Annotated in this window: 10 protein-coding genes; 7 read left to right on the top strand and 3 right to left on the bottom strand. The window is 62.6% G+C overall.

Annotation, left to right across the window (positions count from 1 at the left end; translation table 11 throughout):
- Window positions 1-214: 214 nt before the first annotated feature.
- Window positions 215-3,682, bottom strand: a complete 3,468-nt coding sequence (locus ACZ1HH_RS05350; RefSeq protein ID WP_487320417.1) for a YhdP family protein — start codon at window positions 3,680-3,682, stop codon at window positions 215-217.
- A 61-nt stretch (window positions 3,683-3,743) separates the two neighbouring features.
- Between ACZ1HH_RS05350 and ACZ1HH_RS05345 the strand changes: the two genes are divergently transcribed.
- The 5 genes from ACZ1HH_RS05345 (at window position 3,744) to ACZ1HH_RS05325 (ending at window position 8,664) form a co-directional block, all read left to right on the top strand.
- Window positions 3,744-4,205: a peroxiredoxin gene (locus ACZ1HH_RS05345; protein WP_472636071.1), complete on the top strand. Its 462-nt coding sequence runs from the start codon at window positions 3,744-3,746 to the stop codon at window positions 4,203-4,205.
- A 526-nt stretch (window positions 4,206-4,731) separates the two neighbouring features.
- Window positions 4,732-5,574: a ferritin-like domain-containing protein gene (locus tag ACZ1HH_RS05340; protein WP_472636070.1), complete on the top strand. Its 843-nt coding sequence runs from the start codon at window positions 4,732-4,734 to the stop codon at window positions 5,572-5,574.
- A gap of 227 nt (window positions 5,575-5,801) precedes the next feature.
- On the top strand, window positions 5,802-7,133 hold the full coding sequence (locus ACZ1HH_RS05335) for a DUF5930 domain-containing protein (protein ID WP_472636069.1): 1,332 nt from the start codon (window positions 5,802-5,804) through the stop codon (window positions 7,131-7,133).
- On the top strand, window positions 7,123-7,644 hold the full coding sequence (locus tag ACZ1HH_RS05330; RefSeq protein ID WP_011538428.1) for a bactofilin family protein: 522 nt from the start codon (window positions 7,123-7,125) through the stop codon (window positions 7,642-7,644). Before ACZ1HH_RS05335 ends, ACZ1HH_RS05330 begins: the two co-directional genes overlap by 11 nt.
- 387 nt (window positions 7,645-8,031) lie before the next feature.
- Complete coding sequence (locus tag ACZ1HH_RS05325; protein WP_472636068.1) at window positions 8,032-8,664, top strand: calcium-binding protein; 633 nt, start codon at window positions 8,032-8,034, stop codon at window positions 8,662-8,664.
- A gap of 91 nt (window positions 8,665-8,755) precedes the next feature.
- Here the strand turns inward: ACZ1HH_RS05325 and ACZ1HH_RS05320 are convergent, their stop codons facing one another.
- Both ACZ1HH_RS05320 and ACZ1HH_RS05315 read right to left on the bottom strand, forming a co-directional pair.
- Complete coding sequence (locus tag ACZ1HH_RS05320) at window positions 8,756-9,304, bottom strand: peptidylprolyl isomerase (RefSeq protein ID WP_472636067.1); 549 nt, start codon at window positions 9,302-9,304, stop codon at window positions 8,756-8,758.
- Window positions 9,297-9,803, bottom strand: a complete 507-nt coding sequence (locus ACZ1HH_RS05315; protein WP_011538425.1) for a peptidylprolyl isomerase — start codon at window positions 9,801-9,803, stop codon at window positions 9,297-9,299. Before ACZ1HH_RS05315 ends, ACZ1HH_RS05320 begins: the two co-directional genes overlap by 8 nt.
- A 392-nt stretch (window positions 9,804-10,195) precedes the next feature.
- Between ACZ1HH_RS05315 and ACZ1HH_RS05310 the strand changes: the two genes are divergently transcribed.
- The gene (locus tag ACZ1HH_RS05310) at window positions 10,196-11,386 is read left to right on the top strand and encodes a phosphoglycerate kinase (RefSeq protein ID WP_487320416.1); all 1,191 of its coding nucleotides are present in this window, start codon (window positions 10,196-10,198) and stop codon (window positions 11,384-11,386) included.
- A gap of 304 nt (window positions 11,387-11,690) precedes the next feature.
- Window positions 11,691-13,463 (top strand): methyl-accepting chemotaxis protein, encoded by a 1,773-nt coding sequence (locus tag ACZ1HH_RS05305; RefSeq protein WP_487320415.1) that lies wholly within the window; start codon window positions 11,691-11,693, stop codon window positions 13,461-13,463.
- Window positions 13,464-13,681: the final 218 nt, after the last annotated feature.

The following is a 13,681-nucleotide window of genomic DNA, read 5'->3' as shown; positions in this document are numbered from 1 at the left end:
ATGGTCTGCTCACCGTCTGTTTCACCAACTGCGTCGCCGCTTGGGATGTCGTCTGTCTTGCCGGCGGATTGCCGTTCGTCGTGCCACCTGTTGCACCGTCCGCGCAGGCTCTTGCACCGCCGATTTCATCTTGGGCCGCGCGATACTGCGCGCCTGCGCAAAAGTCCATGGGGCATCGGCGCGCGTGACGCGATCTTTGCCCTGCACAGACTGCCTAGCGGGACTCGCGGCGGCGCTCGCGTTCTTCGCGCAGCTCTTCGGCGGTCTGGTTCTGCTCGTCCTCCGGCAAGGGGGCCGCCCCGGGCGCCCGTGGCGCCTCGCCGCGAAAGATCTCGCGCAGGAACCCCGGCGCGATGCCAGAAAGCGGGTTCACCGACACCACCGGGTCCTCGGCCTTGCCCTTCAGGGTGAACGAGAATCCAAACAACCCTTCGCCCTTGCGTGTCAGCACACTGCCAATGGCGTTGACCAGATAGATCGGCGAGAGCACCCCGCGCATGTTCATCTGGCTGGTGCTGAGGTCATAGACCCCATCGAGCGAAATCCCCATCGACGGCCCCACCGCCGAGGACTTCACCAGCGTGAGATAGCGCGACCCAAGGCGGAAATCGGCCTCCATCGCGGTAAAGAGGATGCCCTGCCCCGACAGCTCATCAAAGAGTCCCACAAGACTGAGCGCGTTGATCAGCGCCGCAATGGCGGGGGTACGTTTTACGCGGATGTTCTTCACGCGGAGCTGGCCGACATATTCGCCAGGATCGGAAGCGGGCAGCATGGTCATCTCGAAACTGCCGCCATAGCCGTTCTGCATCACCTGCGCCGCACGAAAGACCCCGCCCGCATCCGCCGAACGCAGCCGCATCGCAAGCCCCCCGGACTGCGGCACCACCACCCCTTCGACCGGGGTGAGCGTGTTGAGGTTGCCGCTGAAGGCCCCGTTGAACCCGCCAAGCGTGTCAAACCGCCCCTGAAAGCGCGTCAACGCCAGTTCCTTGGTGACTTGCAGCCGATCAATGGCCAGCGAGATCGGCGTATTGCTGCCACCACCGCCAGAGCCGCCCTCCGCGCGGCTGTCAAAGGGCGCGCGCTCAAGGTCGATCCAGCCCCCGGTCATCGACAGCGCAGGGGTCGCGTCGCCCCGCCCGCGCAATGTCACCGCCCCCGACAGCCAGTTTCCAAGCGACACGGCCGAGAACTGCGCCTGATCCAGCCCGCCATCCGGCTTTACCGTGATCCGCCCGGCCGCGCGCAAGCCATTGGCCTCGAGGGTAAAACTCTCGATCGAGGGCGTGTCCTTCAGCACTGTTTCAAACGACAGTCTGCCGCTGCTGTTTTCGGCCTTGCGCCAGCCTACCTCGGGCAGCGACAGGCCAATGCCGCGAAGATCGCTTTGCACCGAGAGCGCGACCGGCTCGCCGGGGGGCAGAACCACCTCGACCTGCGCCTGCCCCTGCCCGCGCACCATGCCCTCAGGGAGCCCGATGTTGAGCGCCGCCAAGGTGCGCGGCGAGAGTTCCATCTCCGCCTCGATGGTGCCATCGGGTGCATTTCCGGGGCGGATACCCTGACGCCAGCGCGCCTCGATTGGAACACCGGCAAAAAGGCCGGGCCCCGCCACCGTGACATGGTGATTGTCCCCCGAGATCTGCAACGCCTCGGACTCGATCGGATAGCCCGGCACCAGGACCTCACTGCGGGCCTGCTTGATTTGGCCAGCGTAGTGATAGTCAATCTCCGCGACGTTGACCCCTTTCTTGAGCGGCATCGCAGCGGTTGCGCTCAGGTCCACCTCGCCCGTGCCAAGCGCCACCGGAAGGTTCACCTTGCTCAGGATCGACAGGGGCTCGCGGTCCAGAAGCGACAGCGCCGCCAGCGCGGGCCCCGCGAGTTCGGCGCGCAGGATCCCAAGGCTGTTGTCGCCCTTGAGCGACGTATCCGGGATGATGAAAGAAGTCCCTGCCACATTCATCCGCCCGCCTAGATCCGCGTCCACGCCGCCCTCGGTGGCCGTCACCACTAGGCGCCGGCCATAGATACTGAGCTGACCCGCCGCTTGGGTCAGCGGCGGATAGAACTTGTTGAACCGCACCTCGCCGTTCAGAAATCCAAGATCCAGCGCCACAAAGGGCTTTTGCCCATCGCGTCCGCGCAGGGCAAACTGCACGTCGTGGATGTCTCCGGCGAGCACGTTCTCTGTAAACCACGCCCGCGGCTTTGGCGGGGCGGAGGGCGGCCACATTTCCTTGACCACCGCCACATCAAGCCGATCCGCCGCGCCTTGGAGATCATAGTGCCAGCCTGTTTCGCCCGCGCGCACGTCGCCACGCAACAGCACGTCGGTCTCGCCCTGCTGCACCAGCGCCTCGCCAAGGCGCAGCCGGAAGGGTTGCAGCTCCATGAGGAAATCGGCCTGCACCCCGGAGAACGCCAGAGGTTCAGGATAGAGACGCAGCGGGTTGAGCTTGAGATCGGAAAAGCTCAGCTGGCCCACAAGCTGCGTCAGCCGCCCGTCGCGCACGCCCACCAGCTCGGCGCGGCCTTCCATCTGGCCACTGATCCAGCCGCTCTCCACCGAGAGGCGCGAAAAGGCCAGCTCCTGACGCGCAGGATCAAAGGTGAAATAGCTCTCGGCCGATTGCAGGGGGATGGGTTTGAGCTGGTCATTGGGCTGGATCACACCGCGCCCCACCTGCAGGCTCGCATTGAGCGGACGCAACGCGCCCTCGCTGTCGACCGCACCACGCAGCGCGCCTGAAATGGGTGCACGCAGCACATCCAGCCAGCCAAAGGCCGGGCTCTGGCTGGCGATGTCACTGCTGGGCACCTGATCCACCACCACCGCAAATTCCGCTGCGGTATCCCCGATGTCGGATTGGTAGTTGGCCTCCACGGTGCTGGCATACTCGCGCCCGCTGAGCACCGAGAAACCCGCGTCGATGCTGACACGATCGCCCTTGCGCGACAACAGAACCGCGCCGCCATCCAGCGTCCAGGCGCGGTCGATCCGACGGTCGATATAATTGAGCGTCACCGCCTGCGTTTCCACCTGCGTCACCGCCGACAGGATCGGCAGTTCCAGCTGACGGTCCCAGGCCTCGATGAGTTGCGGCAGGTTGCGCGCTTGCCGCAGCGGCGCCGCCCCATCCGAAAAACTGAGCGCCACCGCCCCGTCGCTGCCGGTTTCCAGGGTGGCAAACAGCCCCGACAAGGAAATCAGCTTGGGCCGGAGCTGCCCGCGCAGCAAGGGCCGCATCGCCAGGGCCGCCTGCGCGTCCTCCAGATGCACAGCCGGGCTGCCGTCAGGATAAAACAGCGTCACATCGCGCAGCGACAGACGCGGCCGCCAGCCCCGGCGCACCACCAGCTCGATTTCACCAAACTCAATCTGAAGCCCGCCCAAATGGCGCTCGATGCGCCGCTCGGCCTCGCTGCGCAGCCACTCGGGCGCATCCAGCCGCTTGTCGAGCAGCACCCAGGCCGCGACCGTCAACCCCGCCAAAAGCGCCAGGGTCCAGACCGTGCTTTTCCAAAGGCGGCGGCGCCACCGGTTTCGCCGGGGCTGTGCCGTGTTCTGGCCCATGTCGGACGCGCCCGCGCCAGTCTCCTGCACCCGGTTGCCGCCCGCTTCGGACGCAGGCTCTGGTGGCGCGGCCACGATATATGGTTTTCCTTTGTCCGACATGATCTATATATGGCCCGCAGGTACAATTAAACTTGCGCGAACCCTTGAGGAGACCCAACACATGCTCGAACCCTCTGACCTCGCCCCCGCGTTCACCCTGCCGCGCGATGGCGGCGGTGAAGTTTCCCTTTCGGACCTGAAGGGTCAGGTCGTTGTTTTGTTTTTCTATCCCCGCGATGATACGCCGGGTTGCACCAAGGAATCCATTGGATTTTCCGAACACTTGCAAGCCTTTGCCGATGCAGGCGCCGCAGTCTATGGCATCTCGCGCGACACCGTGGCCAAACACGACAAATTTGTCGCCAAACATGGGCTCACCGTGCCGCTGTTGTCGGATGCCGAAAGCACCATGTGCGAGGACTATGGCGTCTGGGTGGAAAAGAACATGTATGGCCGCAAAAGCATGGGGATCGAGCGCTCGACCTTCGTGATCGACCGCGACGGAAAGATCGCCCGGATCTGGCGCAAGGTCAAAGTGCCCGGCCATGTCGAAGAGGTTCTGGAAGCCGTCGAAGAGCTCTGAGGACCGACGGCGCGGCCTCAGGCCGGGGGGCTCAGGAGAGGAGCTCAGGCTCTGGGCTCAGGAGAGGGGCTTAGCGGGGTCACGCTCGCCCCTTTCGCTCGGACGGAGGCCCTCCCGCCCCTTTTCAAAGATGTGGCAAAGCCACCCCGAAAAGCGTTGGGCCGGGCGGGGCCGCGCCAAAGGCGCGGCCCCGCCCCCGGCGATTTGCATGGCAAAGCGCAAGCCCTCGGAAAGTTCGCGCTGACCCGAGCGGTAATAACCATGGCGCCTCGCTCAGTTTCGCCGCCATACTCCGCGTGATCCGAGCGACAACATTCCACCGGTAACGCTGCGGGCCAGACGCCACGAGACGACCGCACCGAAGAGCCCGCGCGTCACACAAAAGCCACTCCTAACTTGCAAGGCTTGCCCCAAGCGCGGCATACCCGCCTGCAAAAGATCGCCCACCCCGATCGCCCATCACGATTGCCCACACCCGCGCCCCTGCCCGTCCCACGGGCACCCCGCGCCTCAAGACAAAGACGCCATGACCCAAAGCCCCCTTTCCCTCGCCCAAATGGCCACCAACGTGCTGAACTGCGCCGATGGGCGTGAAAAAACCGCGCTCTCGCATCACTATGCGGCGGCCTGGCGGGCCGCGCGGTCCGGCGACGGGCCTGAGATCGACATAGGCCATGCAACCCCGCCCCTGCACCCGGCCCGCCCGGCCGAGCCCGCACTTTTGCACCCCCGCGATGTGCCCAAGCGCAAACCCGGCTCGCCACAGGGTCGAATCGCGCTCCTGCATGCGGTTGCGCATATCGAGCTCAACGCGGTTGACCTCCATTGGGACATCATCGCCCGCTTCACCCATATCCCGATGCCGCTTGGCTTTTACGATGACTGGGTGAAATCGGCGGATGAAGAATCCAAACATTTCAACCTGATGTGCGACTGCCTCGAGAGCCTAGGCAGCCATTACGGCGCGCTACCAGCCCATGCGGGCATGTGGCGCGCGGCCGAGGATACGGTGGATGATCTGATGGGACGTCTGGCGGTGGTGCCGATGGTGCTCGAGGCGCGCGGGCTTGATGTCACCCCCGGCATGATCGCGCTTTTTCGCAAGGCCGGCGTGCAGCAGGCGCTCGACGCGCTCGAGATCATCTATGCCGAGGAAGTCGGACATGTGGCCTATGGTGCGAAGTGGTTCAATTTTCTCTGCGGGCGCGACAATCTCGACCCCAAGGCCGAGTTTCACGCCCTGGTGCAAAAGTATTTCCACGGCGCCCTGAAGCCTCCCTTCAACGAGGAAAAACGCGCCGATGCCGGGCTGCCGCCCGATTTCTACTGGCCGCTCGCGGATGGCGAGGCCCCGGCCTACGCGCGCTGAACTGGCCGGGCCCGGCGCAAGAAGGCCCGGCGCAATGCCAAACCGGCTCATATCGGCAGTTTTTTGCCCAAGGCCAAGGAATTGCGCCCCAAATCAGCCGGTGTCGCGGAACAGGGTTGCTGAATGGCCACAGTCTGGCTATTCCATTCGGCCAAGGTAGGTTGCCCACAAGCTCCCAACAGCAGGAGAGGCGCAACCTCACAGGGGTGGAATGAGGATAGCAGGCTTTGCGCGGCAGACTTTTCTTACGGTTTCATGCGTTCCTTGAGCGTCGGTTCCCCGAGCGCCGGGTCTTTCTCAAATCCGACAGCGACACCCGTTTCATACGCCTGAGCTCCGAGACCCAGATCGTCGCGGTCGCAGGGCTGACGCTGTTTGTGTCTTGGTCGATCGTTGCCACCGCCATCGTTCTGATGGACAGCATCGGCTCTGGCAATTTCCGTGATCAGGCGCGGCGCGACCAGCAGGTCTATCAGGAACGCCTGAATGCGCTCTCGTCGGAACGCGACCGCCGCGCCGAAGAGGCGCTGGCCGCGCAGGATCGCTTTAATGCGGCGCTTGAACAGATCTCCACCATGCAGTCCGAGCTTCTGGCCTCAGAGACCCGCCGTCGCGAGCTTGAGACCGGGATCGACGTGATCCAGTCGAACCTGCGCAAGGCCATCAGCGAGCGGGAACTTTTGAAACGCACAGTGCTGGAACTGCGCGAGAAAACCGCGCCCGACAGCCCCGAGCAGGTGCTCGCGGCAACCGCGCCAGAGCAGCTCGAATTCCTGACCACGGCGCTGGCGGAAACCGCTGCCGAGCGCGACAAGATCGAATCCAATGCCCAATCCGCCCTTGCACAGCGTGATGATCTGGAGCTGGAACTGCGCCTCAGCGCACAGCGCAACGATCAGATCTTCCGCCAGCTCGAAGAGGCGATGGCGATTTCCGTGGAGCCTCTGAACAAGATGTTCTCCTCTGCGGGCCTGCCGCCCGATCGTATTCTGGAGCAGGTGCGCCGCGGCTATAATGGCGAAGGCGGCCCGCTGGAGCCCTTGTCGCTCTCGACCCGTGGCGAAGAGCCAAGCCCCGATGAAATCCGCGCCAATGCGCTTCTTAATCAGATGAGCCAGCTCAACCTCTATCGGATAGCGGCCGCTCAGGCCCCCTTCTCGGTCCCCGTGAACCTCGGCCAGGTGCGCCAGACCTCTGGCTTTGGCTATCGCCGCGACCCCAAGACGGGTGGTCGCAGGCTCCACAAAGGATCGGATTTTGCAGGCGGCACCGGCACCGACATCTTTGCCACCGCCGACGGTGTTGTCACCCATGCGGGCTGGCAGTCGGGCTATGGCAGGCTCGTCAAGATCCAACATGCCTTTGGCATCGAAACCAGATATGCCCATAATTCCAACCTGCGCGTCAAAGTCGGCCAAAGGGTCTCGCGCGGGGATCACATTGCTGATATGGGTAACACCGGACGGTCCACCGGGACCCACCTCCATTACGAGGTCAGGGTCAATGGTAAACCCGTAAACCCCATGATCTACATCAAGGCTGCGAGAAATGTTTTCTAAGAGCAAAATCAACGAGCCCGGCCCGAAACAAGCCGATACCGCAACGGCAACCCCGGCCTCCAGCCCGGCGCCTTCTTCGAGCAGCGCATCCTCTGGTGCCAGCGACTACAGCAAGCCTGCCGCGCCCAAAGCAAAGCCGCCGGCATCGCTGCTGAGCTCGGATCTGCACATCACCGGCAATGTCAAAACCACCGGTGACATCCAGGTCGAAGGCACCGTCGAAGGCGACATCCGCGCGCATCTGCTGACCATCGGTGAAAGCGCTACCATCAAGGGTGAGATCACCGCCGATGACGTGGTCATCAACGGCCGTATCGTGGGCCGTGTGCGTGGCCTGAAGGTCCGCCTGACCTCCACCGCGCGCGTCGAGGGTGACATCATCCACAAGACCATCGCGATCGAGTCCGGCGCCCACTTTGAGGGCTCCGTGCAGCGTCAGGATGACCCGCTCAGCCCCGGCAAAGCGGCGTCCAAGGCACCCGCTGCGGCAGCACCCGCAAAAGTTGACTAAAACTTTCTACTTGCTCAGAGATATGATCGGATCCCGGATCGGGGTCCGATTTTTCTTGGTGGGCGATGTCTTAACCGTAGCGCCCCTGACCAGACTGAAACGTTTAATTGATTTAGGACTTTAGCGGTGTAGAATATCGAATTTTCGTTTGGAAACTATTCCCTGAACGGCTTCATCAACTTTTGGCGGTTTGAAGAGAATCCACAGATCACAACGTCGACATCCAACCAAATTACCGTGGTCGGGTCGGGGTACAACTTCACACTGTATGGTTCTTTCATCTATGGGAATGCCGCGCTCTCCTCGGTCTCGGGTCTTGATGTAAGCTTTTACGGCAATCAGATCATCTCTGTATCTGACGTTTGGATTCCAATCACGGACTTGCTCTTGTTCCAGAGCTTCGGGGATCTCGTGAACGTCCTTGAAACCGACATGGCCGGGGATGACGATTTCGTGTCAGACCTGAATGTGGATCTCAATCTCAACCTCTCCTCCGGCAATGATGTCGCAGAGCTCGGATCAGGCGATGATTTTGTCTTCGCGGGCACCGGCAACGACCGGGTCCTGAGCGGAGGCGGCAATGACATTGTAAACGGCTACAGTGGCCATGATCGCCTTTTGGGCGGAGCAGGTCAGGACCGAATCCATGGGCAGACCGGTCGCGACATCCTGATCGGCGGCAGCGGGAACGACGACCTCAACGGTGGCATTGGACGGGACATCCTCAAAGGCGGGAGCGGGCATGACACCCTGATCGCTGGCCGTGGCACGGATCGTCTGACCGGCAACACGGGTGATGATACATTTGTATTCAGGCACCGCGATGGAGCCCACGTGATCCGGGATTTCGGAAATGGCAATGATGTCATCGAGATCCAGCATGGCGCACGCGGCATGCGTGGCCTGACGTTCAGCCAAGATGGCGATGACGTCCGGATCGCCTATGCCCAAACCACTATTATTGTGCGCGACTGGGAGGTTGAGGATCTGCAGAGCGAAGATTTCTTCCTCTTCACTTGATCGCCCCTAAAAGAACAGACCTGATAAATAAAAGAGGGGCTCTGATACATCTCGTATCAGAGCCCCTCTCTATCTTAACAGACCCGCGCCCTTACTCGGTGACGGTGACCTTGCTCATCACATCCGGCTTGCCGGTGATTGCACCAGACCGCGGGTGGCCGCGTTTGATCTGATCGACGATCTCCATGCCTTCGGTGACACGGCCCACAACGGTGTATTGACCGTTCAGGAAGTGGCCCTCATCAAACATGATAAAGAACTGCGAGTTGGCGCTGTCGGGATCCTGCGAGCGCGCCATGCCGACGACGCCGCGATCGAACGGCACGTCAGAGAACTCGGCGGCCAGATCCGGGCGGTCCGAGCCGCCGGTGCCAGCATAGCGCATGTCGGACCCGAGACGACCGTTCTGCACATCACCGGTCTGCGCCATAAAGCCCTGGATCACGCGGTGAAATACCACGCCATCATACTGGCCCTCAGCGGCCAGTGCAGCGATCTGTTCGACGTGGTTCGGCGCCACGTCTTCCAAGAGATCGATCACGATGGTGCCATTGGCCTCGCCCTCGACCTGGATCTCCAGACCGGTGGCAAAAGCGGGCGACGCCGCCAAAAGAGCCAGTGCGCTCAGACGCTTAAGCATCGGCGGCCACCTTCACGGAGATCATGCGATCAGGCTTTGCTGGCGGCTCGCCACGGGTGATCGCATCCACATGCTCCATGCCCTCGATGACGCGGCCATAGACCGTGTACTGGCGGTTCAGGAAGTGGTTGTCCTTGAAGTTGATAAAGAACTGCGAGTTGGCGGAGTTGGGGTTCTGCGACCGCGCCGCGCCCAGGGTGCCACGGTCATGGGGCACGCCAGAGAATTCCGCGGGCAGGTCTTTCTTGTCGGAGCCACCGGTGCCGGCGCGGCCGAGGTTGAAGCCATCTTCCATATCGCCGTGCTGCACGTCGCCGGTCTGCGCCATGAAGCCGTCGATCACCCGGTGAAAGGCCACGTTGTCATACTGACCTTCACGTGCGAGCTCCTTCATGCGGTCGCAATGCATCGGTGCCACATCCGGCAGCAGTTCGATGACCACATTGCCATCTTTCAGCTCGATGATGATGGTGTTTTCGGGATCCTTGATCTCGGCCATGAGGCCCTCCTGTCACATTCGTATTGCCGGAATACCTAAAGTCCATGCCCGCGCTTGCCAAGGGATCAATGCAGCGATCCTCTTGCGTCGGCAGGAAGTCGTCCCCCGACGTCGTCCCCCAGGGTTCCCGGCAAACCTGTCGCATCGCCCCGGTCGTCTCGGTCATCCCTATTTGCACTCCGTCCGCGCAGTCTCCAGTGACGGCTCCAATGACGGACCCCAGTAAGGAGCACCAGTGACGGGCGCCTCTTGTGGCGGCAGGACGCGCGCAAAAGCCACATCGGGATGCCTGCCCATTGACTGACGCCCGGAAACGCAGGACACAGGCGCAGGACATTGAATTTTCTGCGCCTGCACTCCGCAGGCGCGCCGCACTGACAGAGGAGCCGGACATGGGCTGGAAGACACTCGACGACATGGATCTGCAAGGCAAAACCGTTTTGACCCGCGTGGATATCAACGTCCCGATGGAAGACGGCAAAGTCACCGATGACACCCGCATCCGCCGCCTCGTGCCAACGATCTCCGACCTGCTCTCCAAGGGGGCAAAACCTGTGCTGCTGGCGCATTTTGGCCGCCCCAAGGGCAAGGTGGTGCCCGAGATGTCGTTGCAGCCGCTGGTCCCCGCGCTGGAGGCCGCCTTTGGCGCGCCGGTGATGTTTGTGGCCGATTGCCGAGGCCCCGCTGCAAAAGGCGCCGTTGACGCGCTCGCGCCCGGGCAGATCCTGCTCCTTGAGAACACGCGCTTTTATCCCGGCGAAGAACAAAACGATGCCGATCTCGCCAAAGAGATGGCCGCGCTTGGTGATATCTACTGCAATGATGCCTTCTCTGCCGCCCACCGCGCCCATGCCTCCACCGAAGCGCTGGCGCGCCTGCTGCCTGCCTGCGCGGGCCGCCTGATGGAAGCAGAGCTGAAAGCGCTCGAAGGCTCTCTGGCCACGCCTGAACGCCCCGTCACTGCGGTTGTGGGCGGCGCCAAAGTTTCGACCAAACTGGACCTTCTGGGCAATCTGGTGGCCAAGGTAGACACGCTTGTGATCGGCGGCGGCATGGCCAATACCTTTCTTGCGGCCCAAGGCATCGACGTTGGCAAATCGCTTTGCGAACATGACATGACAGGCACCGCCAAGGACATCATGGCCCGCGCCGAGGCGGCAGGCTGCACGATCCTTTTGCCGTCGGACGTGGTGGTCGCGCGCGAATTCAAGGCCGGCGCCGACAATGAGACCGTGCCCGCGGACGCCTGCCCTGCGGATGCGATGATCCTGGATGCTGGCCCCGCCTCGGTTGCGGCCATTTCCACAGTCTTTGCCGAGAGCAAGACCCTGATCTGGAACGGCCCGCTTGGTGCCTTTGAAATCGCGCCCTTTGATATTGCGACCAATACAGCGGCGCAAAAGGCGGCAGAACTCACCAAGGCCGGCCAGCTGATTTCCGTTGCGGGCGGAGGCGACACCGTCGCTGCGCTCAATCAGGCGGGAGCGGCAGAGGCCTTTAGCTACATCTCCACCGCCGGGGGCGCCTTCCTTGAGTGGATGGAGGGCAAGGTCCTGCCCGGCGTCGCTGCCCTGCAGACCTGAACCTGCGCCCGGCCCCGCCCTTCCGCAAGGGCTAGGGCCAACTGACGCGCCCTGCCCCCGCCCAACTCGGTCAACTCGGCCAGCCCGGCCAGACCTGTCGGCCCAGCCAGATGAAGCCTTTCATCGCCCCGCTGCAGAATCCCTGCGGCGGGGCGCCTTTGTTAAAATTTGATCTTTATGGGTGCCGCGCGCGGCCCGGGATTGCGTCTTTCCCCTGGGGCAACAACCGAATTTTTACACAGTTTACGGTAGGCTTTCTGCGATGCGCGCGCCTATGCGCCCATCTGTATTAAGGGGCCCCCGGATGACGAATCTCTCGCTGCGCAAGCAAATCTTTGGTTTTGCGGGAATATTTATTGCGATGATCCTGATCATCGCCGCGATTTCGTGGTTTGCAAACCAACGCCTTGCCGGGGCCACCTATCACTATCGCGCGGTCAGCACCCAAAGCAAAAGCCTCGACGCCATCAAGGAAGACATCGAACAAGGTATCGGCGATCTCTTGTCCTATACCGTCGGCATGCCCGAGGGGCTGAGCGACCTGCGCGCCAATATCGAAGAGATCCGTAGCGAGCTTGCCGTCGCAGAGGATAATTTCAAATCCACCCCCATCATCGCCGCACGGGACATGCAGGCCTACGACGCGCTGGTCTCGACCGAGCCGCTTCTGGATCAGCTTGAGGCAACATTGCAGGAGGTAGAGCGCACCGAAGGCGAGGCGCAGCTGCGCGTGGTCTTTGACAAGGTGTTCCCGCTCGCCGGACAGGTGCGCGATGTGGTGGATGCGCTTCAGGACAAACTGGCCGCCACCAGCAAATCCGTCCGCGCAGAGGTCGACTCCCTCATTTTGTTCTGCCAGATCATACAGATCGCCACCAGCGTCGCAGCGGCGCTTGTCGCGGTGACCGTGGCCTTTGTCTTTGGGCGCAAGTTGAGCCAGCCAGTGTCTGACGCAGCGCAGAGCATCGCGGCACTGGCAAAGAAGGACTACGCGGCAGAGATTTCCGGCACTCAGCGTGGCGACGAACTCGGTCAGATTGCCCGCAATCTCAAGGATTTGCGCACTCAGCTCGCCGAGGCCGACGCGCATGACCGCCAGAACGCCGCCGAAAACGCGCGCCGGGTCGAGCTATTTGGCGTCCTCGGTGCCTCCATGAGCGGTCTCAAGAGCGGCGATCTCGACCAGAACATCGTAGCGCAGGACTGGGAGGACCTCGGCCCCGGTTACGCCACGCTCTGCGAGGATTTCAACGCGCTCTCCTCCTCGCTTTCGGATCTGGTGGCCCAGCTCAATCAAAGCTCCACCGTCGTGGAACAAAACGCGCGCGAAATGGAACGGATGTCGGATCAGATGTCGCAGCGCTCCGAGACCCAGGCCGCCACGCTGGAAGAAAGCGCTGCCGCGCTGGAAGAAATGTCGACCGCCGTGCAATCCAGCGCCGCGCAGGCCAAGGCCGCCGACCGCGAAGTTGAGGAAGGCCGCCGCCGCGCCGAACAGGGCGGCGAGGTGATGGCGCAGGCGAGCCGCGCCATGGCCTCGATTGCGGAATATTCCAACCGCATCTCCCAGATCATCACCGCGATCGACGATATCGCCTTTCAGACCAGTCTGTTGGCGCTCAACGCGGGCGTCGAGGCCGCGCGGGCCGGGGAAGCCGGCCGTGGCTTTGCGGTGGTGGCCTCCGAAGTGCGCGGACTGGCCATGAAAGCGGCCCATTCTGCAAGTGAAATCAAGCAGTTGGTTCAGGAAAGCTCCAGCCAGGTCGAAGAGGGAGAGCAGCTGGTACAGGCCACCGCCGAAACCCTGACCCAGATCGTCGAGAGCGTCACCAATGTCTCTGGCATGGTCTCCGCCATCGCCAGCTCCTCCAGCGAGCAGGCTGCCGGCATCCAGGAAATCAACATCGGCGTGGCGCAGCTCGACAAGGCCACGCAGGAAAACGCCGCCATGGTGCAGGAAACCTATTCCGCCAGCCAGGAGATGCGCACCCAGGCCTCCCGCCTCACCAACCTGCTAGAAGGCTTTACCGGTGGGCAGGCAAGCTCTAGCACCGCAGCTCCCGCCCGCGCGGCCTGATCCACGGGCCATATCCGATGCGACATCCCGAGCTCCTGGCGTTCGTCGACCGCCGGGAGCTCGCCGACCGCGCCCGCCCCGTAGCCATATGTAGTCAAACGCAACTCAAATCTCTCTGTCGGCAAATCTGGCCTTTCGTGAGCGAGCGCACGCGCCTATGTTCAGCGGTAAAGACACAGCGCTAGACGTAGGCCCGACTGAAGCACTGCGCTCTTTTC

It is taken from the genome of Epibacterium sp. HA2-3 (assembly GCF_055693725.2).
Note: the sequence above shows the minus strand (reverse complement) of the source record. Positions and strands in the feature narration are given on the sequence as shown.

Coding starts and splice junctions, on each gene's coding strand:
- ACZ1HH_RS05350 (WP_487320417.1), bottom strand. CDS start 3,682: ATGTCGGACAAAGGAAAACCATATATCGTGGCCGCGCCACCAGAGCCT.
- ACZ1HH_RS05345 (WP_472636071.1), top strand. CDS start 3,744: ATGCTCGAACCCTCTGACCTCGCCCCCGCGTTCACCCTGCCGCGCGAT.
- ACZ1HH_RS05340 (WP_472636070.1), top strand. CDS start 4,732: ATGACCCAAAGCCCCCTTTCCCTCGCCCAAATGGCCACCAACGTGCTG.
- ACZ1HH_RS05330 (WP_011538428.1), top strand. CDS start 7,123: ATGTTTTCTAAGAGCAAAATCAACGAGCCCGGCCCGAAACAAGCCGAT.
- ACZ1HH_RS05320 (WP_472636067.1), bottom strand. CDS start 9,304: ATGCTTAAGCGTCTGAGCGCACTGGCTCTTTTGGCGGCGTCGCCCGCT.
- ACZ1HH_RS05315 (WP_011538425.1), bottom strand. CDS start 9,803: ATGGCCGAGATCAAGGATCCCGAAAACACCATCATCATCGAGCTGAAA.
- ACZ1HH_RS05310 (WP_487320416.1), top strand. CDS start 10,196: ATGGGCTGGAAGACACTCGACGACATGGATCTGCAAGGCAAAACCGTT.
- ACZ1HH_RS05305 (WP_487320415.1), top strand. CDS start 11,691: ATGACGAATCTCTCGCTGCGCAAGCAAATCTTTGGTTTTGCGGGAATA.